Annotated in this window: 22 protein-coding genes; 19 read left to right on the forward strand and 3 right to left on the reverse strand. The window is 71.1% G+C overall.

The window, feature by feature from the left end; all coding sequences use genetic code 11:
• Positions 1 to 125: 125 nt before the first annotated feature.
• Positions 126 to 1,862 (forward strand): FHA domain-containing protein, encoded by a 1,737-nt coding sequence (locus tag M4960_RS00815; RefSeq protein WP_248703244.1) that lies wholly within the window; start codon positions 126 to 128, stop codon positions 1,860 to 1,862.
• A 68-nt stretch (positions 1,863 to 1,930) separates the two neighbouring features.
• Positions 1,931 to 2,653 carry a hypothetical protein gene (locus M4960_RS00820; RefSeq protein ID WP_248703245.1) on the forward strand — a complete coding sequence of 241 codons (723 nt, stop codon included), beginning with the start codon at positions 1,931 to 1,933 and terminating at the stop codon, positions 2,651 to 2,653.
• Positions 2,654 to 2,658: 5 nt separating this feature from the next.
• On the opposite strand, the gene M4960_RS00825 is transcribed toward M4960_RS00820, so the two are convergent.
• Positions 2,659 to 3,651: an asparaginase gene (locus M4960_RS00825; protein WP_248703246.1), complete on the reverse strand. Its 993-nt coding sequence runs from the start codon at positions 3,649 to 3,651 to the stop codon at positions 2,659 to 2,661.
• A gap of 58 nt (positions 3,652 to 3,709) precedes the next feature.
• Here M4960_RS00825 and M4960_RS00830 point away from each other — a divergent pair, with 58 nt between their 5' ends.
• Entirely contained in the window at positions 3,710 to 4,219 is a 510-nt protein-coding gene (locus tag M4960_RS00830) for an OsmC family protein (protein WP_123294293.1), read from the forward strand.
• A gap of 6 nt (positions 4,220 to 4,225) precedes the next feature.
• On the forward strand, positions 4,226 to 5,197 hold the full coding sequence (locus M4960_RS00835; protein ID WP_248703247.1) for an FKBP-type peptidyl-prolyl cis-trans isomerase: 972 nt from the start codon (positions 4,226 to 4,228) through the stop codon (positions 5,195 to 5,197).
• A gap of 75 nt (positions 5,198 to 5,272) precedes the next feature.
• On the opposite strand, the gene M4960_RS00840 is transcribed toward M4960_RS00835, so the two are convergent.
• Positions 5,273 to 5,752 carry a hypothetical protein gene (locus M4960_RS00840; RefSeq protein ID WP_248703248.1) on the reverse strand — a complete coding sequence of 160 codons (480 nt, stop codon included), beginning with the start codon at positions 5,750 to 5,752 and terminating at the stop codon, positions 5,273 to 5,275.
• Positions 5,753 to 5,850: 98 nt separating this feature from the next.
• On the opposite strand from M4960_RS00840, the gene dxr reads away from it, so the two are divergent.
• From dxr to rbfA, 10 genes are all read left to right on the forward strand, one after another.
• The gene (dxr, locus tag M4960_RS00845; RefSeq protein WP_248703249.1) at positions 5,851 to 6,942 is read left to right on the forward strand and encodes a 1-deoxy-D-xylulose-5-phosphate reductoisomerase; all 1,092 of its coding nucleotides are present in this window, start codon (positions 5,851 to 5,853) and stop codon (positions 6,940 to 6,942) included.
• A gap of 174 nt (positions 6,943 to 7,116) precedes the next feature.
• Complete coding sequence (locus tag M4960_RS00850) at positions 7,117 to 8,451, forward strand: RIP metalloprotease (protein ID WP_248703250.1); 1,335 nt, start codon at positions 7,117 to 7,119, stop codon at positions 8,449 to 8,451.
• A 24-nt stretch (positions 8,452 to 8,475) separates the two neighbouring features.
• On the forward strand, positions 8,476 to 9,948 hold the full coding sequence (locus M4960_RS00855) for a cytosine permease (protein ID WP_248703251.1): 1,473 nt from the start codon (positions 8,476 to 8,478) through the stop codon (positions 9,946 to 9,948).
• Positions 9,945 to 10,505 (forward strand): cysteine hydrolase family protein, encoded by a 561-nt coding sequence (locus tag M4960_RS00860; RefSeq protein ID WP_248703252.1) that lies wholly within the window; start codon positions 9,945 to 9,947, stop codon positions 10,503 to 10,505. Before M4960_RS00855 ends, M4960_RS00860 begins: the two co-directional genes overlap by 4 nt.
• Positions 10,506 to 10,579: 74 nt before the next feature.
• Positions 10,580 to 11,713 (forward strand): flavodoxin-dependent (E)-4-hydroxy-3-methylbut-2-enyl-diphosphate synthase, encoded by a 1,134-nt coding sequence (gene ispG, locus M4960_RS00865; RefSeq protein ID WP_248703580.1) that lies wholly within the window; start codon positions 10,580 to 10,582, stop codon positions 11,711 to 11,713.
• 197 nt (positions 11,714 to 11,910) lie between these two features.
• A complete protein-coding gene (locus M4960_RS00870; protein ID WP_248703253.1) occupies positions 11,911 to 13,662 on the forward strand; it encodes a proline--tRNA ligase in 1,752 nt (583 codons plus the stop codon).
• Between the two features lie 174 nt (positions 13,663 to 13,836).
• Positions 13,837 to 14,832: a transcription termination factor NusA gene (nusA, locus tag M4960_RS00875; protein ID WP_111083890.1), complete on the forward strand. Its 996-nt coding sequence runs from the start codon at positions 13,837 to 13,839 to the stop codon at positions 14,830 to 14,832.
• 66 nt (positions 14,833 to 14,898) lie between these two features.
• On the forward strand, positions 14,899 to 15,210 hold the full coding sequence (locus tag M4960_RS00880; RefSeq protein WP_111083891.1) for a YlxR family protein: 312 nt from the start codon (positions 14,899 to 14,901) through the stop codon (positions 15,208 to 15,210).
• Between the two features lie 73 nt (positions 15,211 to 15,283).
• Positions 15,284 to 18,136 (forward strand): translation initiation factor IF-2, encoded by a 2,853-nt coding sequence (gene infB / locus M4960_RS00885; protein WP_123294300.1) that lies wholly within the window; start codon positions 15,284 to 15,286, stop codon positions 18,134 to 18,136.
• A 111-nt stretch (positions 18,137 to 18,247) separates the two neighbouring features.
• Positions 18,248 to 18,712 (forward strand): 30S ribosome-binding factor RbfA, encoded by a 465-nt coding sequence (rbfA, locus tag M4960_RS00890; RefSeq protein WP_123294301.1) that lies wholly within the window; start codon positions 18,248 to 18,250, stop codon positions 18,710 to 18,712.
• A 72-nt stretch (positions 18,713 to 18,784) separates the two neighbouring features.
• Here rbfA and M4960_RS00895 read toward each other — a convergent pair whose 3' ends face one another.
• Positions 18,785 to 19,705, reverse strand: a complete 921-nt coding sequence (locus M4960_RS00895; protein ID WP_374202840.1) for an A/G-specific adenine glycosylase — start codon at positions 19,703 to 19,705, stop codon at positions 18,785 to 18,787.
• A 22-nt stretch (positions 19,706 to 19,727) separates the two neighbouring features.
• Here M4960_RS00895 and M4960_RS00900 point away from each other — a divergent pair, with 22 nt between their 5' ends.
• From M4960_RS00900 to M4960_RS00920, 5 genes are read left to right on the forward strand one after another with little or no spacing between them, the layout of a single operon-like run.
• Complete coding sequence (locus M4960_RS00900) at positions 19,728 to 20,174, forward strand: hypothetical protein (RefSeq protein ID WP_248703254.1); 447 nt, start codon at positions 19,728 to 19,730, stop codon at positions 20,172 to 20,174.
• 22 nt (positions 20,175 to 20,196) lie between these two features.
• Positions 20,197 to 21,156 (forward strand): tRNA pseudouridine(55) synthase TruB, encoded by a 960-nt coding sequence (gene truB / locus M4960_RS00905; RefSeq protein WP_132100295.1) that lies wholly within the window; start codon positions 20,197 to 20,199, stop codon positions 21,154 to 21,156.
• A complete protein-coding gene (locus tag M4960_RS00910) occupies positions 21,153 to 21,518 on the forward strand; it encodes a hypothetical protein (protein ID WP_111083896.1) in 366 nt (121 codons plus the stop codon). Before truB ends, M4960_RS00910 begins: the two co-directional genes overlap by 4 nt.
• A 45-nt stretch (positions 21,519 to 21,563) precedes the next feature.
• On the forward strand, positions 21,564 to 22,010 hold the full coding sequence (locus M4960_RS00915; RefSeq protein ID WP_123339724.1) for a hypothetical protein: 447 nt from the start codon (positions 21,564 to 21,566) through the stop codon (positions 22,008 to 22,010).
• A gap of 8 nt (positions 22,011 to 22,018) precedes the next feature.
• On the forward strand, positions 22,019 to 22,981 hold the full coding sequence (locus tag M4960_RS00920) for a bifunctional riboflavin kinase/FAD synthetase (protein WP_123937788.1): 963 nt from the start codon (positions 22,019 to 22,021) through the stop codon (positions 22,979 to 22,981).
• The last annotated feature ends 76 nt before the right edge of the window (positions 22,982 to 23,057 follow it).

Here is a 23,057-nt window from a genome sequence, read left to right on the forward strand (position 1 = left end):
GCGCGGTGACCGCCGGAGCGAGCCGCCGGCCGGTCGCTCCGACCCCCGTCGAGCAGGCGCCACCACCGCCCCTCCAGCAGCCCGACTCCCACGGACGTCGCTCCGACCCTGCGGCCGACGCGTGGTTGCCCGAGTCGACCCTCGACCCCGCCACCCGCGCCTGGCTGACCGGTGCCGACCGCCGCAGCACCGAACCCCCGACCGCGGTGCCCGTACAACGCCCCGGCGACCTCGCCCCGCGCGAGGCACCGTCGCACGTGCACGGAGCGGGCTCCGGCCTCGGCGGCTGGTCGACCGCGGCCGCGCAGCCCGACGCCGTCCCCGCCCAGGACGAACCGCCACTGGACCCGGACGCCTACCGCTCCGAGCCCGCCGACGCCCTCGCCGACGACCCCGAGCGGACCCGGTTGGCTCCCGTCGAGGACCGTCCCGTGACCCCGCCGGCCGCTGACGAGGCGCCGGCACCCGTGTGGGCGCCGCCGGTCGCTCCGGCCCCGTCCGCGGCTCCGGCAGGCCCGTCCTGGTGGGTCGGTCGCGGCGCCACCACCGATGCCGCGCAGCCCGCGTCCGGAGCTGATCCGGCTCCCGTCGTGCCGCCGGTCCCGAGTGCACCGACCGTCGCTGACGACACGCCCCGTGACACGTCCCACGACACGCCAGACGACACCGCGGCGTCCCCGCACGCGACGGATGACGCAGCCGTGCACGCCGACACCGACGGTGCTGACGACACGACGTCCACCCGCTCCGGCGAGCCCGTGCAGGACGGTGCGCTCGGACAACCGACCGCAGCCGTCCCCGTCGTCTCGCCGCCGCAGCCGGGGGACACCGCCGTCGTCGAGCCCCTGATCGACCGCCGACCGCCGCGGCCCGCGCCGCTCGTGACGCCGGGCATGCACGCCACGACCATCTGCCACGTCTGCGGCAACCGCCTCGAGCCCGACGACATCTTCTGCGGCGAGTGCGGAGCAGTCCGCCCCGCCGTGACCGCCGCGTTCACCGGACCGGTCGTACCGTTGCCGATGGCGCGTCCGGACTGGGCGACCGAGCACTCCGGCGTGGAGTCGGCCGGAGCCGGCGGGTCGTCGTCGACCGACGTGCCGGACGACGAGATCCCGGTCGATGCGCCTGCGGACGATCAGGCCTCGAGCGACGAGACCGGGTCCGGTGAGACCAGGTCCGACGAGAACGGGTCCGTCGAGGACGTGGCCGACGAGACCGCCGCCGACGACGAGTCTGCCCTGCCGGACAGCGAGGCCTCGCGCCCGGGTGGCCGTCCCCGCGGCGCACACGCGGCGCCGGTGACCGAGCCGACCGAGCCCGGGGACGCGGCACCGCACGGAGAACCGCAGGACTCCGAACGGTCCTGGGCCCCGCCGGCGCAGGCCCCGCTCGCCGCGCCGCTGCCTCCGCTCCCCGGGGCGACGGCACCCGAGCTCCCGCTCCCGCCGTCGGACCGTCCCGAGGCCAGTGCGGATGCCGACGAGCTCGACGAGGACGTCGACGAGACCCGCATCGTCTCGAAGACCCCGACGCGCGCGCCGTTCCTGCTGCACTTCAGCACGGGCGAGCGGTTCGGGGTGCACGGCACGGGCCTGCTCGGTCGTCTGCCTCGTCCGCAGCCGGGGGAGCGCTACGACGACCTGCTGACCGTCCACGATCCGGGCAAGTCGGTGTCGAAGACCCACCTCGAGCTCGGCCGCGACGGTGACGACCTGTGGGTGTCCGACCGGTTCTCCGGCAACGGCACCGTCGTCCGCCACATCGACGGTTCGATCCGTCGCTGCGAGCCCGGCCGTCGGTACCGCGTGGAGCGCGGGGCTCGGGTGGACATCGGCGAGCAGTTCTTCCTCGTGCAGTAGCGCTCGGAGTTCTCCACAGATCGGTCCTCGGCGCCCCGGAGACGCCGCCGTCCTGCTGCGATGGAGGCATGACCCCGTTCGCTGCTCGGTGCGTCCTGGTCGGGACCGCCGTCGTGCTCGTCCTCGCCGGGGTGTTCGCGCCCCTCGACGGCGCTTCCCGTGCGGTGGTGTTCGCAGCCGCCGGGTGCTGCGCGGTGCTCGACGTCCTGCTGCACCGGTCCGGCGCAGGCGGGCCCCGCGAACCGGAGTCGCTGGCCGGCGACGACTCCGCCGCGGCGATCGAGTCCCACTGTCCGAGCGCGCCCGGACGGCTCCTGCTCGGCCACGGCCCGGACGGTGACCCGTGGGAGACCGACACGACCGGTCACGTCGTGGTCGTCGGCACCGGGGCACTCGCCGCCGCGGTGTTCCGGGCGATCGCCGAACAGCTCCGCGCCACCGCCGATCCGTGGGACGACCTCCGCGCAGCCGGCAGACCCGGAAGCCCCGCTGGCGACGGTCCGGCGCTGCCCGACGGCGCGACCCTGCCCGACGGTACGACGCTGCCCGACGGCACGGCGGTGCTCGCTCGCCTCGACCGCTCCGGACGTCCGAGCGGCACGGTCGTGCTCGTCCCGGGACTCGGCGCGATGCCACGGCTGTGGGACGCCGCGGTCGAGGTCACCCGCTACGGCTGCACCGTCCGTCGCCCACCCGACCGACGCGGTGTGACGCTCAAACCGGTGCTCCCGGTGCTCCCGGTGCTCCCGGTGCTCCCGGTGCTCCCGATACTGCCGGAGCTCGTCGGATGACGGCCTCAGCGCAGGCCGGCGCCGACCCGGACCGCGCCGACCGGCACACCACCGCCGAGCACCTGTTCACCCGTCGCCGCCAGGACATCGGCCACGCCGTCGGCGCCCACCAGCCCGTTCCGCTGCAGCAGGGCGAGCGCTGCGAGGGTGCCCGCGCGCTGTGACCCGTCCAGCACCTTCACCGCGACCGCGGCACCACCGGGCAGCCCCATCACCATGACGCCCTCGGCCCCGAGCTTCGCCAGGACCTGCAGCCGCTCGATCGTGACGGTGTTGGCCCGCCCGACCCCGTCGATCGCCCACGGGTGCGCCAGGACGGCGTCGGTCAGCGCCGCGGAGTCGTCGTCGGCCCGGGCGACGACGCCGGCGAACCCGCGTGCCAGTCCGGTCATCGTGAGCGGGAAGACGGGAGCGCCGCAGCCGTCGGTGCCGACCAGGTCGACCGTCTCGTGCGTGTACTCCTCGACCACCGAGCGGACGCGCTGCTGCATCGGGTGCTCGATGTCCAGGTACGTCGCCTCGTCCCACCCGTTGACGCGGCAGGCGGCGAGCATGCCAGCGTGCTTGCCCGAACAGTTCATCGCCAGGCGCCGGGGGCCGTCCATCGTCCGGCCGGTCGCTCGGTCGAAGGGCATGTCCGGCGGGCACCCGAGGTCGGCCTCGACGTGGTCGAACGACTCGAGCATGTGCAGCGCGAGGGCCTGGTGTGCGACGGTACCGGCGTGGCTCGCGGTGGTGAGGACGAGTTCCTCGTCGGAGAACCGGGCACCGGCGCCGCGGACGGCGAGGGCCTGGAACGGCTTCATCGTCGAGCGCGGGTAGATGCTGGCGGTGACGTCGCCGACAGAGTCGACGACGGCACCCGAGGAGTCGACCACGACCCCGGCGCCGATGTGCCGGCTCTCGTCGAACCCCGACCGGTCGAGGACCGCGAGTTCGACCGACCCGTCGGCGGTGAGAGGATGGCGATCAGTGCGGACTTCGTGGCTCACCGTCATGCCGCCATGCTAGCCAGGGCGGACGACCGCCAGTGACGCCGACGAAGGGGCAGCACCCGTGCAGGACCACACCTACGAGGTCTCCGTCAGCTGGACGGGAGACCGCGGCACCGGCACGTCCGGCTACCGCGACTACGGGCGCGACCACGTCGTCTCGGCGGTCGGCAAGCCCGACGTGGCCGGCTCGGCCGACCCCACGTTCCGCGGTGACCGCGACCGCTGGAACCCGGAGGAACTCGTCGTCGCCGCGTTGGCCCAGTGCCACATGCTCAGCTACCTGCACGTCGCGGTGACCCAGGGCTTCACCGTCGTCGACTACCGCGACACGGCCACTGCGTCGCTGAACCTGAACCGCGACGGCTCGGGCGAGCTCACCGGTGCGACGCTGCACCCGGTCGTGACGATCCTCGAGGCAGACCGGGTGGCCGATGCCGAAGCCGCGCACGCCACGGCGAACCAGCTCTGCTTCATCGCCCGGTCGGTGTCGTTCCCGGTGCACCACGAGGCCCAGACCGTCGTCCGTGCTGCGACATTGGCAGGGGACTCTTCAGCAGGTGGGGCAGACTAGGGTCCCGTGAAGCGTCTGCGCCTGCTCCCGATTGCCCTCATCCCCGCCGTCGTGCTGGGCCTCGCCGCATGCTCCGGCTCCGGTTCGGACGGGTCCACGGCCTCGCCGACCCCGACCGCCAGTGCGACCGCCTCGGCGATCACGTCCTGCCCGGACCCCGGCAAGTCCTCTGACTCGATCCGGGCGACCGGCTCGTTCGGCGGCGCGAAGGCCCCGACGGTCAAGTTCGCGGCCGGTCTGTCGGCGAAGACGCCGCAGGCCACCAAGCTCGTCTCGGGCAAGGGCGCGTCGTTGGACGAGGGCGACTACGCCCAGGTGTCGTACACGGTCTACGAGGCCAAGGACGCCAAGAAGCTCGGCACGGTCGGCTTCGACGAGGGCAACCCGCAGGTCCTGTCCGTCGGCGGCTCGGGCTTCGGTGCCCTCCTCGCCTGCTCGAAGGTCGGCGACCGGGTGGCAGCGGTCGGTCAGTCCGCGGCACTCGGCTTCAACACCGGCGGCGAGATCGTCGTGGTCGCGGACGTCGTCGCGCAGACCCCCACCAAGGCGAACGGCACCCCGCAGGACCAGGACCCCGGCCTGCCGACGGTCAAGGACAAGGCGTCCGGCGAGCCGGAGATCACGATCCCCGACGGTGTGAAGGCCCCGACCAAGACGACCGTCGAGGTCCTCAAGCAGGGCGACGGCGCGTCCATCGCCGACGGCGACACCGCCCTCGTGCAGTACAAGGGCGTCGTCTACGACACCGGCAAGGAGTTCGACTCCTCGTGGTCGAAGGGCGCCCCGACGACCTTCACGGTCTCCGAGAGCGCACTCATCAAGGGCTTCGTCACGGGGCTCGTCGGCCAGAAGGTCGGCTCGCAGGTGCTGATCGTCGCCACGCCGGAGGACGCCTACGGCGCGACTCCTCGCGAAGGCTCGGGCATCCCGAAGAACGCCACGCTCGTCTTCGTCGTCGACATCCTCGCGAAGGGCTGAGCGCCGAAGTCGACACGACCTGAAGAGGCCGACCACTGACAACAGTGGTCGGCCTCTTCCGTCCTACGACAGCAGTCAGCGGCTCACCTTGGTGACCGTGACAGCTTTCGTCCACGTCACCGAGGCACCTGCTCGATACTCGTAGGCCATCCCGTTCGATGCCCAGAAACTCGTCCGTCGATCTCCGGACTTCACGCCGGTGACCCCTCTCCACGTGCCGGTCTTCGTTCCGGTACCGGTCAAACCGTACGGCCCGCCCGACGAACGGAGCATGCATGCGCTGGTGCTGGTGCATCCGGGTCCCACCGGCGTGAGCGCACGTGATCGAACGCTCATTGCCGCGAGGATGTCTCCGGTGTCTGGATCGGCCAGGGCCTCGACGGGAGCTGCGCCCTGCATCACGGCATCGATCTCCGCATGCGACTGGGCCCCCCGCAGATCGGTCAGTACCGCGAGTGTGGTCGGCGCGGGAGTTGTTGCGTTCGCTGCCGTCGGCAGCGCTCCGATCCCCAACACCACGATCACGGCAGCGGCAACTGTGTTCTTCATCGACATCGTTCATCCCCTCCTGAGGTTGCGTCGTCACCATAGTGGCCGTGAAGTGCGGTGTGCAACATACTGCACGCGTCGAGCCCGCAGATAGGGTTGGCGCCGTGGACACCCTTGAAAGGCGACGCATCGTCGTCCTCGGCAGCACCGGCTCGATCGGCACGCAGGCGCTCGACGTCGTCGCCCGCAACCCCGACCGGTTCGAGGTCGTCGGTCTGACCGCCGGCAGCAACCGCACCTTGGTCGCCGAGCAGGCCGAGCGGTTCGGCGTGCGCGACACGGCGTTCGGGGCGGAGGACTCCGAGCGGCTCGTCCGCAGCGTCGAGGCCGACGTCGTCCTGAACGGCATCACGGGGTCGGTCGGCCTCGGGCCGACGCTCGCGGTGCTCGAGACCGGTGCGACCCTGGCGCTCGCCAACAAGGAGAGCCTCATCGTGGGCGGTTCCCTGGTGCAGCAGGCTGCAGCGCCGGGCCAGATCGTCCCCGTGGACAGTGAGCACTCGGCGATCGCGCAGGCGCTCCGCTCCGGTGCCGACACCGAGGTGCAGCGGCTCGTCCTGACGGCGAGCGGCGGTCCGTTCCGCGGCCGCACCCGCGAGCAGCTCCGCGACGTCACCCCGGCGCAGGCGCTGGCGCACCCCACGTGGGACATGGGACTCGTCGTCACGACGAACTCCGCCACGCTCGTCAACAAGGGGCTCGAGGTCATCGAGGCGCACCTGCTCTTCGGCGTGCCGTACGACCGCATCGAGGTCACGGTGCACGCGCAGTCGATCGTGCACTCGATGGTCGAGTTCGTCGACGGCTCCACCATCGCGCAGGCCTCGCCGCCGGACATGCGTCTGCCGATCGCGCTCGGCCTGGCGTGGCCGGACCGCGTGCCCGGGGTCGGTGTGCCGCTCGACTGGACGACGGCGAGCACCTGGACCTTCGAGCCGCTCGACGCCGACGCGTTCGGCGCCGTCGCCCTCGCGAAGCATGTCGGTGAACTCGGCGGGACCTTCCCGGCCGTGTTCAACGCGGCGAACGAGCAGGCCGTGGCCGCGTTCCACGCGGGCGCCATCGGCTTCCTCGACATCGTCGACACGGTCGAGCGCGTCGTCGAGGAGCACACCGCGGGGGAGTCGTCACTCGACGGCGTGCTCGCTGCGGAGCACTGGGCCCGCGCCGCGGCGGACCGCGCGCTGACCCGCTGACGCGATCCGCGCCTCCCGTCCGTCGCCTGGTCACCACGTGACGGACTGGGCCCACACCGCCGGTTCCGGCGCGACGCGCCAGCGGCGGGACGGCCGTGCCGGTGGGGAGAGGCTCAGATCACCTCTCAGACGGCGCTCGGCTCCGTCATGGCAAGCGTCCCGTACCCTTTCCCGGTGACCGTCGAATCCGTCCTGCTCTTCGTCCTCGGCGTGGTCGTCTTCATCATCGGCCTGCTGGTCTCGATCGGACTCCACGAGCTGGGGCACCTGTCCTTCGCGAAGCTGTTCAACGTCAAGGTGACGCAGTACTCGCTGGGCTTCGGCAAGGCCATGTGGTCGTTCAAGCGGGGTGAGACCGAGTACGGTATCCGCCCGATCCTGCTCGGCGGATACATCTCGATGGTCGGCATGCTCAAGCCGCGTGCCTCCGGCCGCCCGAGTGCGATCACGAACACCGGCATGTACGGCGCGTTCGTGCAGGACGCCCGCCAGGCCAGCGCGGAGCAGATCGCGGGCTCCGGCGGCGACGACTCCCGCGCCTTCTACCGACTCACCCCGTGGAAGCGCATCATCGTGATGGTCGCTGGACCCGCGATGAACCTGGTGATCGGGATCGTGCTGTTCGGCGTGCTGCTGTGCGGCTTCGGGTCGCCGACCACGACGTTCACCTCGAGCGTCGACTGTGTCCTGCCGACCAGCCAGACGACCGAGTGCACCTCGGGCGATGCGGAGTCGCCGGCGAAGCAGGCCGGCATCGCGTCGGGCGACGTCGTGCTCTCGGTGAACGGTGAGCAGGACCCGACCATCGCGCGCGTCTCCGAGGTCTTCCAGAAGTCGGCCGGCGAGCAGGTGACGGTCGTCGTCGAGCGTGACGGTGCCCGGAAGACGCTCGAGATCACCCCGACGACCGCCACCCGCGACGTCTACGACGCCGAGGGCAAGGTCGTCACGAACGACGACGGCACGACGAAGACCCAGCGGGTCGGTGTCGTCGGCGTCAGCATCGGGCAGTCGCTCGTGCGGCAGTCGCCGGCCGAGGTCCTGCCCGCGACGGGTGCGCAGATCGCCGCGTCGGCGCACCTCATCATCGACCTGCCGCAGCGCCTGGTCGCCGTCTGGAACGCGGCGTTCGGCGCGCAGGAGCGGTCGCAGGACAGCCCCGTGTCGGTCGTCGGTGTCGGCCGCGCGATCGGCGAGGTCTCGTCGATGAGCGGCGTGCCGGTGGTCGACAAGGCGTACACGATCCTCGGGCTGCTGGCCTCGCTGAACATCGGCCTGTTCGTGCTGAACATGGTGCCGCTGCTGCCGCTCGACGGCGGGCACATCGCCGGCGCCTTGTGGGAGGCGATCAAGCGACGGTCCTTCAAACTCGTCGGCAAGGCGGACCCGGGCCCCATCGACCTGGCGAAGACGATGCCGCTCACGATGGTCGTCGTGGTGCTGCTGGCGGGGATGAGCGCGCTGCTGATCTACGCCGACATCGTGCGGCCCGTGAACCTGTTCGGGTAGTCGCTGCGGCGCTACGCTCAGCGGATGAGCACAGCGCCCACGAACTCCGGGCTCACCACTGCCGCGCCCGAGGTCCGCACCGTTGAACGGCAGGGCCTCGACGTCATCGCCGAGTCTGACCGCAAGGGCACCCCGCGGGGACTCTTCTGGCCGTGGTTCGCGGCGAACATCTCCGTCCTCGGCATCGCCTACGGGTCGTTCGTGGTCGGCTTCGGCATCTCGTTCTGGCAGGCCACCGTCGTCTCGGTCATCGGGGTGGTGTTCTCGTTCCTGCTGTGCGGCGTCGTCGCGATCGCCGGCAAGCGGGGGTCGGCGCCGACGATGGTGCTGAGCCGCGCGGCCTTCGGGGTCCGCGGCAACCGGGTGCCCTCGTTCCTGAGCTGGATCCTCACCGTCGGGTGGGAGACCGCCCTCGCCGCACTGGCGGTCCTCGCGACCTCGACGGTGTTCACCGAGCTCGGCTGGGACGGCGGGGTGCTGACGAAGGTCGTCGCCCTCGTCGTGGTCGCCGCGCTCGTGGTCGGGGCCGGCGTCGCGGGCTTCGACGTCATCATGCGCCTGCAGACCTGGATCACGGTCATCACCGCTGTGCTCACGGTCGTCTACGTCGTGCTCGCGGTGCCGTCCATCGACTTCGCCGCGATCGCCGCGATGCCGACGGGCAGTGCCCAGCAGTTCATCGGTGCGCTCGTGCTCGTGATGACCGGGTTCGGCCTCGGCTGGGTGAACGCCGCTGCCGACTACTCGCGGTACCTGCCGCGGTCGTCGTCCACCGGGGGAGTCGTCGGGTGGACGACCTTCGGCGGTGCCCTCGCACCGGCGATCCTCGTGGTCTTCGGTGTCCTGCTCGCCGGGTCCTCGCCGGACCTGAGCGCGGCGATCGGTGCCGACCCGATCGGCGCGCTCACCACGATCCTGCCGGTGTGGTTCCTCATCCCGTTCGCCCTCGTCGCGATCCTCGGGCTCGTCGGCGGCGCGGTGCTCGACATCTACTCGTCGGGCCTCGCGCTGCTGAGCGTCGGCGTGAAGATCCCACGGCCGGTCGCCGCCGGGGTGGACGGCGTGTTCATGGTGGCGGGGGCGATCTACATCGCCTTCTTCGCGACGGACTTCGTCGGCCCGTTCCAGGCGTTCCTCATCACCCTCGGCGTCCCGATCGCTGCCTGGGCCGGCATCTTCGTCGCCGACGTCCTGCTGCGGCGCACGGCCTACGCCGAAGGCGAGCTCGACGACCGTCGCGGCCGCTACGGCGACGTCCGGTGGGGTGCGATCGCCCTGGTCGCGGTCGGCACGGCGCTCGGGTGGGGCCTCGTCACGCTGGCGTCACCGGCGTGGCTGTCGTGGCAGGGCTACCTGCTCGGGCCGTTCGGGCTCGGCGGACGCGACGGCGCCTGGGCCTACGCGAACCTCGGTGTGCTGGTCGCGCTCGTCGTCGGGTTCCTCGGCACCCTGTTGTTCGCCCGGGGCTCCGTCCGGCGCCAGGAAGCACAGCGGTGAGCACGGGCGTCCCCGACGACGCCTGGCTCGTCGTCATCGACATGCAGCAGGTCTTCACGGGGGAGTCACCGTGGGCCGCGCCGCGGTACGACCACGCCGGAGTGGGCATCGAGCGTCTGCTGCCCCGGTTCACCGGACGCACGGTGTTCACCCGGTTCGTCGCGCCCCAGCGCCCGCAGGGCGCCTGGGTGCCGTACTACCGCGAGTGGCCCTTCGCCCTCGTGCCGGACGCCGACGCGCTGTACGCGCTGACCGAGCCCTTCGCGAGTGCGGCAGGGGACCGGAACGACCCCGTCGTGACCGAGCCGACGTTCGGCAAGTGGGGGACGGGCCTCCAGGCAGTCGTCGGCGACCACCCGCACCTGGTGCTCACGGGGGTGTCGACCGACTGCTGCGTGCTGTCGACCGCCCTGGCGGCGGCGGACGCCGGAGCGACCGTGACGGTCGTCGCGGACGCCTGCGCCGGGGCGAGCGACGCGGACCACGAGCGGGCGCTCGACGCGATGCGGCTGTACGCGCCGCTCATCACCGTGGTGGACAGCGCCACCCGGCTCTGAGCGTCCGGTGTGACCGGGCCGGGACGCTCGGAGCGAGCGCGTAGAGTGCTCACGTGCCCGCTGTGAACCTCGGTATGCCCAAGTCGCCCGAAACCCTCGCCCCCCGACGCAAGTCGCGCCAGATCCGGGTCGGCAAGGTGCTCGTGGGCGGCGATGCTCCGGTGTCCGTCCAGTCGATGACCACGACCCCGACGACGAACATCAACGCGACGCTGCAGCAGATCGCCGAGCTCACGGCCTCGGGCTGCGACATCGTCCGGGTCGCCGTGCCGACGCAGGAAGACGCCGACGCGCTGCCGATCATCGCGAAGAAGTCGCAGATCCCGGTCATCGCCGACATCCACTTCCAGCCGAAGTACGTGTTCCAGGCGATCGACGCCGGCTGTGCCGCGGTCCGCGTGAACCCGGGCAACATCCGCAAGTTCGACGACCAGGTCGGTGCGATCGCCGCCGCGGCGAAGGCCGCAGGCGTGTCGCTCCGCATCGGCGTCAACGCCGGGTCGCTCGAGCCGAGCCTGCTGCAGAAGTACGGCAAGGCCACACCCGAGGCGCTCGTCGAGTCCGCCGTGTGGGAAGCCAGCCTGTTCGAGGAGCACGACTTCCACGACTTCAAGATCTCGGTCAAGCACAACGACCCGATCGTCATGGTCAAGGCCTACCGACAGCTCGCCGCCGCCGGTGACTGGCCGCTGCACCTCGGTGTGACCGAGGCCGGCCCCGAGTTCCAGGGCACCATCAAGAGCGCCACCGCGTTCGGCATCCTGCTGGCCGAGGGGATCGGCGACACCATCCGCGTGTCCCTGTCCGCGCCGCCCGCGCAAGAGGTCAAGGTCGGCCTGCAGATCCTGCAGTCGCTCAACCTGCGCGAACGCAAGCTCGAGATCGTCTCGTGCCCGAGCTGCGGCCGGGCCCAGGTCGACGTCTACCAGCTGGCGAACGACGTCACCAAGGGGCTCGAGGGCATGTCCGTCCCCCTGCGCGTCGCCGTCATGGGCTGCGTCGTGAACGGCCCGGGCGAGGCGCGCGAGGCCGACCTCGGCGTGGCGTCGGGCAACGGCAAGGGCCAGATCTTCGTGAAGGGCAAGGTCGTCAAGACGGTGCCGGAGCACGAGATCGTGCAGACCCTCATCGCCGAGGCGAACCGCATCGCCGACGAGATGGGGCCGGAGGCCGCGCTCGGCAGCCCCGAGGTCATCACCATCCCGTAGCGCGAGTACACCCCTCGCACCGTGCGAGGCGGTCTCGGCGCGCTGCGCTCCCGTGCGAGGTTCCGTACTCGGTGCGAGTCTCCCTGCCCCGCACCGAGTACGCAACCTCGCACCGTTCGCCAGGGACCTCGCACCGTTCGCCCGGACCTCGCACGGTGCGAGCGCCCGCGGTGCGCGCACGCCGCTAGGCTGGGCCCGTGGTCACACGGCTTTCGCATCTGTTCCTCCGTACGCTCCGCGACGACCCCTCCGACGCCGAGGTGACGAGCCACAAGCTGCTCGTCCGCGCCGGGTACGTCCGTCGCCAGTCCCCGGGGATCTTCGCCTGGCTGCCGCTCGGTCTCCGGGTGCGCGCCAAGATCGAGGGGATCATCCGCGACGAGATGGTCGCTGCCGGTGCGCAGGAAGTGCTCCTGCCGGCGCTGCTGCCGCGCGAGCCGTACGAGGCGACGAACCGCTGGACCGAGTACGGCGACGGCATGTTCCGCCTGCAGGACCGCAAGGGGTCCGACTACCTGCTCGCCCCCACGCACGAAGAGATGTTCGCGCTGCTGGTGAAGGACCTGTACTCGTCGTACAAGGACCTCCCCGTCACGCTGTTCCAGATCCAGGACAAGTACCGCGACGAAGCACGCCCGCGCGCGGGTCTGCTGCGCGGTCGCGAGTTCACCATGAAGGACGCGTACTCGTTCGACCTCACCGACGAGGGCCTCGAGCGCAGCTACCAGGTCATGCGCGACGCGTACGAGAAGATCTTCGCGCGCCTCGGCCTCGAGTACGTCATCGTCAAGGCGGATGCCGGCGCGATGGGGGGCTCCAAGTCGGAGGAGTTCCTGCACCCGATCGCCGTGGGCGAGGACACCTTCGTCCGCAGTGCGAACGGCTACGCGGCGAACGTCGAGGCCTACGTCACGCCCGTGCCCGCGTCGCTGCCGATCGAGGGCCAGCCCGACGCGGTGCTCCTGCCGTCGTCGGACACCCCGACGATCGACACGCTCGTCGCCCACGCGAACGAGGTCGCCCCGCGCGACGGCGCGCCGTGGACCGCTGCGGACACGCTGAAGAACGTCGTCCTCGCCCTCACCCACCTGGACGGCACACGCGAGGTCGTGATCGTCGGGCTCCCCGGTGACCGCGACGTCGACCTGAAGCGCGCCGAGGTGGCGTTCGCTCCGGCCGAGGTCGAAGCCGCAGGCGACGACGACTTCAAGAAGCACAAGGGCCTGGTCAAGGGCTACATCGGCCCGCAGGTCCTCGGCGCAGAGAGCGCCACGGGCATCCGGTACTTCGTCGACCCGCGCGTGGTCGACGGCACCGCCTGGGTCACCGGCGCCAACGAGCGCGGCGTGCACGTCTCCGGCCTGGTCGCCGGCCGTGACTTCGTGGCCGACGGTGTCGCCGAGGTCTCGGACGTCCGCGCGGGGGACCCATCGCCCGACGGCTCGGGTCCGCTCGAGACCGCCCGCGGCATGGAGATCGGGCACGTCTTCCAGCTCGGCCGCAAGTACGCCGAGGCCCTGGGCCTCAAGGTGCAGGACGAGAACGGCAAGCTCGCGACCGTCACGATGGGCTCGTACGGCATCGGCGTGACGCGTATCCTGGCGATCCTGGCCGAGGCGCACAACGACGACAAGGGCCTGGCCTGGCCGAAGAACGTCGCACCGTTCGACGTGCACATCGTCGCCACCGGCCGTGACCAGGTCGCCTACGAGCTGGCGACGTCGATCGTCGCCGAGCTCGAGGGTGAGCGGTTCGACGTGCTCTACGACGACCGTCCGAAGGTGTCGCCCGGCGTCAAGCTCCGCGACGCCGAGCTGCTCGGCATGCCGATCGTGGTCGTCGCCGGCCGCGGCGCCGCCGACGGCGTCGTCGAGCTGTGGAACCGTGCCAGCGGCGAACGCCGCGACGTGCCGGTCGCCGAGCTGCTCGACGCGGTCCGCGCGATCTAGCGGGTCGCGTCCTGGACGCGACCACCCGACGGACGGGAGGCCCGTGGCGACGCCGCCACGGGCCTCCCGTGCATCCGTGCTCGGGTCCGCGAGCCGCAGTGCGGTACGCTTGTGGCCGACTTCTGCGACGGTTCCATCCGCAGGAGCGACTCATCTGAATACGGAGGCACCTCGGTGAAGATCGATCTCGCAGTCCTGCGACTCATGGAGCGCGAGCGGGAGATCCCGTTCGACGAACTGGTCCAGATCATCGAATCTGCCATCCTGACCGCCTACCAGAAGCACGCCGAAGAGAACGGCGAGCCGGCCCACGCGCAGTCGCGTGTCGAGCTCGACCGCAAGTCCGGCGAGGTCAGTGTCTACGTCCCCGAGCTCGACGACGAGGGCACCGTCATCGGTGAAGCCGTCGACCAGCCGAGCGACTTCGGTCGCATCGCGGCCTTCGCGGCGAAGCAGGTCATCAACCAGCGCCTGCGCGACATCGGTGACGACAAGATCCTCGGCGAGTTCCGCGGCAAGGAAGGCGACATCGTCGCCGGGGTGGTCCAGCAGGGCCCGAACCCGCGCATGGTGATGGTCGACCTCGGCACGGTCGAGGCGATCCTGCCGCCCGAAGAGCAGGTGCCGGGCGAGTCCTACGCGCACGGTTCGCGCATCCGCGTGTACGTGACGAGCGTCGCCCGCGGCAACAAGGGTCCGCAGATCACGGTGTCGCGCACGCACCCGGGCCTGGTCCGGAAGCTCTTCGCCCTCGAGGTGCCGGAGATCGCCTCAGGCGTCGTCGAGATCACGTCGCTCGCGCGCGAAGCCGGTCACCGCACGAAGATCGCGGTCAAGGCGAACGAGCCCGGCGTCAACGCGAAGGGTGCCTGCATCGGCGAGCTCGGTGCGCGCGTGCGTGCGGTCACCAACGAGCTCGGTGCCGAGAAGGTCGACATCGTGGACTGGTCCCCGGACCTGTCGGCGTTCGTCGCGAGCGCCCTGTCGCCGGCCAAGGTGACCAGCGCCTTCGTGCTCGACGCGTCGACCAAGGCCGTCCGCGCACTCGTCCCGGACTACCAGCTGTCGCTCGCGATCGGCAAGGAAGGGCAGAACGCCCGCCTGGCTGCCAAGCTCACGGGGGCCCGGATCGACATCCAGCCGGACTCCATCCTGGACGGCGACGACTAGGCGATTTCGCCGCCGGCGTGCCCAGAAGGGCGCGCCGGATCGCGGACGTCCGAGGCAAGGAGTAGAGTGGTTCCCGTCAGAACGTGCATCGGCAGTCGTCGTCGCGCTTCCCGATCCTCACTCCTCCGAGTCGTCGCCCTGAGCGATGGCCGCGTCGTGGCGGATCCGAAGGCAGTCATGCCGGGCCGGGGAGCATGGCTCACACCGACCGTCGATGCCTACGATCTGGCCGTCAAGCGCAGGGCTTTCCGCCGTGCGCTCCGGTTGGATCGCGATCCCGACACGTCCGCGGTGCTCGACCACATCGTCGGCCTCTCACGAGCGTCGACCGAGCGCCCGGACATGACAGAACAGGCTGAACGGCTTATGGACAACTGATGAGCGGCTCGAAATGAGACCCGTCATCCATTGAGTCCTGCCCTTTACGGGGTGGGACCCGTGAAGGAGAACAGTGGCTAAACCACGCGTACACGAGATCGCAAGCGAACTCGGCGTCGACAGCAAGACCGCACTCGAGAAGCTCAAGGAGCTCGGCGAGTTCGTCCGGGGTGCCAGCTCGAGCATCGAGCCCCCCGTTGCCCGGAAGCTCCGTGCCGCCCTGCAGGCGGACGGTGTCCCGGCATCCAAGCCCGCAGCCTCGGCCCCCGCGCCGAGCACGCCGGCCAAGAGCAGCACGCCCGCGTCCGGCGCGCCGAAGCCCGGTGGCCCGCGCCCCGGCCCGGTCCGTCCGGCACCCGCACCGGAGCCCGAGGTCCAGGCAGCACCTGCTGCCGAGGACGTCCCGACCCCGGCCGCACCGAAGTCCGTCGCCCAGCGACAGGCCGAGGCCGAGGCCGCACAGAAGGCCCGTGCCGAGAAGGCCGCCGCCGAGCAGCAGGCTGCCACGCAGCCGGCCGACTCGACCGGTGACGAGCCGAAGACCGACGCGGTGAAGCCCGGCTCCAGTGCCAAGCCCGCCGCTGCCGGCCCGAAGCCCGGTGGCCCGAAGCCCGGCGCACGTCCGGGCAACAACCCCTACGCGTCGAACCAGGGCATGGGCTCGCGCCCGCCGCGCCCCGGCAACAACCCCTTCGCCTCGAACCAGGGCATGGGCCAGCGCCCCGCCGCTGGTGCCGGTGGAGCGGGCATCCCGCGTCCGCAGCCCCCGCGTCCCGGCGTCCCGCGTCCGGGTGCACCGCGTCCGGGTGGACCCGGTCAGGCGAACCGTCCCAACGGCTTCGGGCAGCGCCCGGGCCAGGGTGGCGGTCGTGGCGGCCCCGGTGGCGCCCGTCCGGGTGCCGGCGGCGGTGCCGGTGGCGGCTTCCCGCGTCCGGCCTTCAGCGGCCCGCGTCCCGCCGGTGGCGGTGGCCGTGGTCGTGGCCCCGGTGGTGGTACCGCCGGTGCGTTCGGTCGCGGTGGCGGCAAGAGCCGTGCCCGCAAGTCGAAGCGGACGAAGCGCGCCGAGTACGAGATGCGTCAGGCCCCGTCGCTCGGCGGTGTGCAGGTCCCTCGTGGCGACGGCAACACGGTCGTCCGACTCCGTCGTGGTGCGAGCATCTCGGACTTCGCGGACAAGATCGACGCCATGCCCGGCAACCTGGTCACGGTGCTGTTCCACCTCGGTGAGATGGCGACCGCGACCGAGTCGCTGGACGAGGCGACGTTCGAGGTCCTCGGTGACGAGCTGGGCTACAAGATCCAGATCGTCTCGCCCGAGGACGAGGACAAGGAGCTCCTCGAGGGCTTCGACATCGACATCGATGCCGAGTACGCCGACGAGGACGACTCCGTCCTGCAGGTCCGTCCCCCCGTCGTGACCGTCATGGGTCACGTCGACCACGGTAAGACGCGACTGCTCGACGCGATCCGGAACTCGAAGGTCGTCGAGGGTGAAGCCGGTGGCATCACCCAGCACATCGGTGCGTACCAGATCGTCACCGAGCACGAGGGCATCGAGCGTCCGATCACGTTCATCGACACCCCGGGTCACGAGGCCTTCACGGCCATGCGTGCTCGTGGTGCGCAGGTCACCGACATCGCGATCCTCGTGGTCGCGGCGGACGACGGCATCATGCCCCAGACGATCGAGGCGCTGAACCACGCGCAGTCGGCCAACGTGCCGATCGTGGTCGCGGTGAACAAGATTGACAAGGAAGGCGCGAACCCGGCCAAGGTCCGCCAGCAGCTCACCGAGTACAACCTGGTGGCGGAGGAGTACGGCGGAGACGTCATGTTCGTCGACGTCTCGGCTCGGCAGAACATCGGCATCCAGGACCTCCTGGACGCCGTGCTGCTCACCGCTGACGCCGGGCTCGACCTGCGTGCGAACCCCGACAAGGACGCCCGCGGCGTCGCGATCGAAGCGCGGCTCGACAAGGGCCGTGGTGCGGTGGCGACCGTCCTCATCCAGTCCGGAACGCTGCACGTCGGCGACGCCATCGTGGCGGGCACGGCCTACGGCCGCGTCCGTGCGATGACCGACGAGAACGGTGTCGCGGTCAAGGCCGCCACGCCGAGCCGCCCGGTCCAGGTGCAGGGTCTGTCCTCGGTGCCCCGCGCCGGTGACACGTTCCTCGTCACCGAAGAGGACCGCACGGCACGTCAGATCGCCGAGAAGCGTGAAGCCGCCGAGCGCAACGCCCAGCTGGCCAAGGCCCGCAAGCGCATCTCGCTCGAGGACTTCACCCGTGCACTCGAAGAGGGCAAGGTCGACTCGCTCAACCTCATCATCAAGGGTGACGTCTCCGGTGCCGTCGAGGCACTCGAGCAGTCGCTCCTGGACATCGAGGTCGACGACAGCGTCCAGCTCCGCATCCTCCACCGCGGTGTCGGTGCGATCACGGAGTCGGACATCGACCTCGCCACGATCGACAACGCCATCGTGGTCGGCTTCAACGTCCGTCCGGACGTCAAGGCCCGCGAGCGTGCGGCGCGCGAAGGCATCGACGTGCGCTTCTACTCGGTCATCTACAACGCACTCGACGACATCGAGCAGTCCCTCAAGGGCATGCTCAAGCCCGAGTACGAAGAGGTCCAGTCCGGTGTCGCCGAGATCCGCGAGGTCTTCAGCTCCTCGAAGTTCGGCAACATCGCGGGTGTCATCGTCCGCTCCGGCACGATCACGCGCAACGCCAAGGCGCGCGTCATCCGTGACGGTGTGGTCCTGGCCGACGGACTGGCGATCGAGTCGCTCCGTCGCTTCAAGGACGACGTCACCGAGGTCCGCACGGACTTCGAGGCCGGTATCGGTCTCGGCAAGTTCAACGATCTCCAGATCGGTGACGAGATCGAGACCACCGAGCTCGTCGAGAAGCCGCGCGACTGATCGTGTGACTACCCTGGGCCCCGGCCTCCCTTCGCGGGAGGTCGGGGCCCGACCCCTTTCCACGCAGAACCACCGGCGGGAAACGTCCCGCCACTGCCTCAGGAGGCACCCATGGCCGATCCGCAGCGCGCACGCAAGATGGCGGACCGCATCAAGGAAGTCGTCGCACGCCGTCTCGACAAGGGTCTGCGCGACCCGCGTCTCGGGTTCGTGACGATCACCGACGTCCGCGTGACCGGAGACCTGCAGCACGCATCGGTCTTCTACACCGTGTACGGCACCGACGAGGAGCGCGCCGACTCCGCCGCGGCACTCAAGGCCGCGACCGGCATGCTCCGCTCCGAGGTCGGCAAGAACATCACGGCGCGGCTCACCCCGTCGCTCGAGTTCATCGCCGACGCACTGCCGGAGACCTCGGCGCACATGGAGGACCTGCTCGTGCAGGCCCAGGTGCGTGACGAGCAGGTGCGAGCTGCGTCGGTCGGTGCGACGTTCGCCGGCGACGCCGACCCGTACAAGCACGACGAGGACGAGGACGACGAGTCCGACGACGAGCAGGACGTGGCGCGGGCGTAGCCCGACGAGCGTCCGAGCGCCCCGCTGCACCGTGTGCGGCGGGGCGCTCGTTCGTCGTGCCCGGCGGAAACGTCAGGCGTCCGGCAGCCGGTACCCGATGGCGTCGTCGCCGACCGCCAGTCCGTCGCGCAGCAGCGACGCGAGCGCTCGGTCCCGCTGCTCGGCGTCCGGCCAGACCGGTTCGATCTCCGACCGGGTGACCGGCACGTCGCTCGCGCGCAGCTCGGCCATGATCAGCCCGCGCACCTGCCGGTCGCTGCCGGCGAACTTCGCCTGCTTCGGGGCGCGTGGCCCGTCGTGTTCGGGGTACCCGGCCGCACGCCAGGCGCAGCGGTCCGCGATCGGGCACGCGTCGCACGCGGGGGAGCGGGCGACGCACACGAGCGCTCCGAGCTCCATCACCGCCGCGTTCGTCGCAGCGGCGTCGTCGCGGTCGGCTGGCAGCACGGACTCCATCAGGGGCAGGTCGTCCTTGGCCTTCGCCGGCCCGGGCTCGCCCTGGCCGAGGAGCGCGCGCTTCAGGACCCGCCGCACGTTGACGTCGACGACCGGGTGCCGGTCGCCGTACGCGAACACGGCGACGGCCCGTGCCGTGTAGTCGCCGATCCCCGGCAGCGCGAGCAGCGCCTCGACGTCCCGGGGGACGACGTTGCCGTGCTCGGTGGCGATCACCGTGGCCGCCGCGTGCAGCGCGAGCGCGCGTCTCGGGTAGCCGAGCCGGTCCCAGGCACGCACCGCGTCCGCCGGGGGCGACGCCGCGAGGTCCGCAGGCGTCGGCCACCGGGTGAGCCACGCCTCCAGTCGGGGGATCACGCGCGCGACCTGCGTCTGCTGCAGCATGATCTCGCTGACCAGGGTGCCCCACGCGGGGAAGCCGGGGCGACGCCACGGCAGGTCGCGGGCCTCCTGTCGGAACCAGGTGGTCAACGGGGTCGCGATGTCGGGGACGCTCGCGTTCTCCACATCCGGCTGGGAGGCCCTGCTCGCGTTCACCACGACAGCCTACGGTGGACGCATGGCACGCTGGGCACCCGAAGAGACCGACACGATGGCCGCGATCGTTGCTGAGGTGATCGCGCAGGTCGGCACGAACCGGACCGTGATCGGCATCGACGGGCAGGACGGCACCGATCTCGAACACGTCGCCGCCACGCTGGTGGCCGGCTTCGAGCACCACGGGGTGTCCGCGATGGCCGCGACGGCGCCGTCCACCGATCCCGACACGCTGCGCGACGAGGTGGTCGCCCCGTTCCGCACCACCGGCGCCGGTGACGGCGTGCTGGTCGTGCACGGGCACGGGCTGCTGGCCCCGGGTGTCCGCGGGCTCTGGCGCTGGTCGCTGTGGGTCGAGCAGGAAGCCGGCCGGCTCGAACGTCGGGCGGACGTCAAGATCGCCGCCTCCGCCGTCCTCGACGTCACCGATCCCGAGCACCCTCGTCGCGAGTGGAACGACGCCTGCTGACCGGCGCTGGTAATCTCCTCTGGTGCTCGAAACCGTGCCGGACGGCATCCTCCTCGTCGACAAACCGCAGGGGATCTCCAGCCACCGCGTCGTGTCGATCGCCCGCCGCCGCCTCGGTCTGAAGAAGGTCGGCCACGCGGGGACCCTCGACCCGATGGCGACCGGGCTGCTGCTCCTGGGGATCGGGCACTCCACCCGGTTGCTCACCCACCTGGTGGGCCTCGGCAAGACCTACACCGCCACCATCCGGCTCGGCGTGTCCACGGACTCCGACGACGCCGACGGCACCCCGACCGCCGCGACCGGCATCGCCGCAGCGGACGTCTCGGACGAGTCCGTCGAACGCGCCGTCGCCCTGCAGCGCGGCACGATCGACCAGGTCCCGTCCACCGTCAGCGCGATCAAGGTCGACGGGCGCCGCGCGTACGACCTGGCGCGCAAGGGCGAGACCGTCGAGCTGAAGTCCCGCACGGTCACCGTCTCGCGGTTCGACGTCACCGGGCGGAACGACCGCACCGTCACGGTCGACGGTGCCGAGGTGGCGGTCGTCGACCTCGACGTCGTCGTGACGTGCTCGTCCGGCACGTACGTCCGGGCCCTCGCACGCGACGTCGGCGCCACCCTCGGCACCGGCGCGCACCTCACCGCGCTCCGCCGCACCCAGGTCGGTCCGTTCGACGTGGCCGACGCGATCGACCTCGAGGACGACGCCGTCGACGTCCGCGCGGCGCTCGCTCGTCCGGCCGACGTGGCACGCCGGTTGTTCTCGTCGGTGTCGCTCGACGCGGCCGCGGCGAAGGACCTGACCGACGGCAAGCGCGTCGCAGCCGACCACCCCGACTCGGACGAGCCGGTGGCTGCCGTGGCCGTCGACGACGACCGCCTCGTCGGACTGGTCTCGGTCCGGCGCGGACTGCTCCGGGTCATCACGAACTTCCCGGCGCCGGCTGCTCCGGCGTCGCAGAACGGGGCGCACGCGTGATCGAGTGGTTCATGTGGGTCCAGCTCGTCGTCGCGGTCCTGGCCGGGCTGTTCGCCGTCGTGGTCGGGTTCATCGGCTGGAAGCCGAACGACTACACCGTGGGGTCCCTCGCGCTCATCGAGGTCCTGCTCCTGGTGCAGGGCGTCATCTCCATCGTGCTGCCCGCGACGGGCAGCCCGCCGGACGGCAACGCCCTCGAGTTCGGGGTCTACGCCGTGTCGGTGCTCCTGGTGCCGCCGGCGGCCATCGTCTGGGCGCTCGTGGACCGCACGAAGTGGAGCACCGTCGTCCTCGGCGCCGGCGCCTTCACCGTCGCGGTCATGATCTACCGGATGTACCAGATCTGGTTCGCCCTGAACTGACGCCGAGCGTCATGGTGGTCCGCGCACGTCGGTAGAATCGGTGCAATGGCGACCAGATCCTCACTCGCGACCGGCATCGGCCGCGTCCTCATCGCCGTGTACGGCATCCTCGCCCTGGCGGCGACGGGCCGGAGCGTCGTGCAGATCATCGAGAAGTTCTCCTTCGCGCCGTTCGCGTACACGGTGAGCGCCATCGCCGCCGTCGTGTACATCGTGGCGATGATCGCCCTGATCGTTCCCGGACGCTTCTGGTACCGCGTCGCGTGCGTCACGATCGTGTTCGAGATGACCGGTGTGCTCGTCATCGGCACGCTCTCGCTGTTCGACCGGCAGCTCTTCCCCGACGACACGATCTGGTCGTACTACGGCATGGGGTACGCCTTCGCGCCGCTGGTGCTGCCGATCGCCGGACTCTGGTGGCTCCGCAAGCACCACCGCACCGCGACGGTCGAACCGGTGCCCGCATCGACCACCGCCCCCGTGGGCGAGTAGGAGCAGCCGTGCAGTTCTACGACGACATCGCCGACGTGGCCGAGGGCTTCGGTCCGAGCGCCGTCACGATCGGCAAGTTCGACGGCGTGCACGTCGGACACCGCGCGGTGATCGCGCACCTGGAGCGCGCCGCCCACGAACAGGGCCTGGTCGCCACCGTGGTGACGTTCGACCGGCACCCCCTCAACGTCATCGACCCGCAGCACGTCCCGCCGGCACTCACGAGCACGGCGCAGCGGCGCGAGCTCCTCGACGACGCCGGGGTCGACGCCACCCTGCTGCTCCGCTTCGACGAGGAACTGCAGTCGAAGTCGCCCGAGGCGTTCGTGTCCGAGATCCTCGTCGACACCCTGCACGCCCGGCTCGTCTTCGTCGGCAGCGACTTCCGCTTCGGGGCGAAGGGTGCCGGCGACGTCGCCCTGCTCCGCACCCTGGGGGAGCAGCACGGCTTCACGGTCGAGCTCATCGACGACGTCGACCTGGTGGACGACGTCCGCCCCGACGGCGAGCGACGCGTCTCGTCGACCTGGATCCGCGAACTGCTCGGCGACGGGCGGGTGGCCGAGGCCGCCCGGCTGCTCGGCCGTGAGCACGCGGTCCGCAGCACGGTCGTGCACGGCAACCAGCGCGGGCGCGCCATGGGGTACCCGACGGCGAACCTCGACCCGGCGTTCGAGGGGTTCGCACCGGCCGACGGCGTCTACGCCGCGCGCGTGCTGCACGACGGCACGGTGTACCCGGCGGCCGTCTCGGTCGGCAACAACCCGACGTTCGAGGGCGTGCCCGCCAAGCAGATCGAGGCGCACCTGCTCGACGTCGACCTCGACCTGTACGGCGACCGCATCTCGGTGCTGTTCGTCTCGTACGTCCGCGGCATGGTGAAGTTCGACTCGATGGACGAGCTCGCCACGCAGATGCGGCAGGACGACCTCGACATCCGGTTGCTGCTGGGCCTGCCCACGCCGGTCTGAACGGCGGCGCCACACCGGACGCCAGCAGACAGTGCCCACACGGCACCACACGACGACGCCCCCGCGACCGATCGGT

The sequence above is a fragment of the Curtobacterium sp. MWU13-2055 genome (genome assembly GCF_023242305.1).
Classification (GTDB): domain Bacteria; phylum Actinomycetota; class Actinomycetes; order Actinomycetales; family Microbacteriaceae; genus Curtobacterium.

What these genes read in the sequence shown, in the direction of transcription:
- M4960_RS00820 (WP_248703245.1), top strand. Translation starts at nt 1,931, where the DNA reads ATGACCCCGTTCGCTGCTCGGTGCGTCCTGGTCGGGACCGCCGTCGTG.
- M4960_RS00825 (WP_248703246.1), bottom strand. Translation starts at nt 3,651, where the DNA reads ATGACGGTGAGCCACGAAGTCCGCACTGATCGCCATCCTCTCACCGCC.
- M4960_RS00840 (WP_248703248.1), bottom strand. Translation starts at nt 5,752, where the DNA reads ATGTCGATGAAGAACACAGTTGCCGCTGCCGTGATCGTGGTGTTGGGG.
- M4960_RS00855 (WP_248703251.1), top strand. Translation starts at nt 8,476, where the DNA reads ATGAGCACAGCGCCCACGAACTCCGGGCTCACCACTGCCGCGCCCGAG.
- ispG (WP_248703580.1), top strand. Translation starts at nt 10,580, where the DNA reads ATGCCCAAGTCGCCCGAAACCCTCGCCCCCCGACGCAAGTCGCGCCAG.
- rbfA (WP_123294301.1), top strand. Translation starts at nt 18,248, where the DNA reads ATGGCCGATCCGCAGCGCGCACGCAAGATGGCGGACCGCATCAAGGAA.
- M4960_RS00900 (WP_248703254.1), top strand. Translation starts at nt 19,728, where the DNA reads ATGGCACGCTGGGCACCCGAAGAGACCGACACGATGGCCGCGATCGTT.
- M4960_RS00915 (WP_123339724.1), top strand. Translation starts at nt 21,564, where the DNA reads ATGGCGACCAGATCCTCACTCGCGACCGGCATCGGCCGCGTCCTCATC.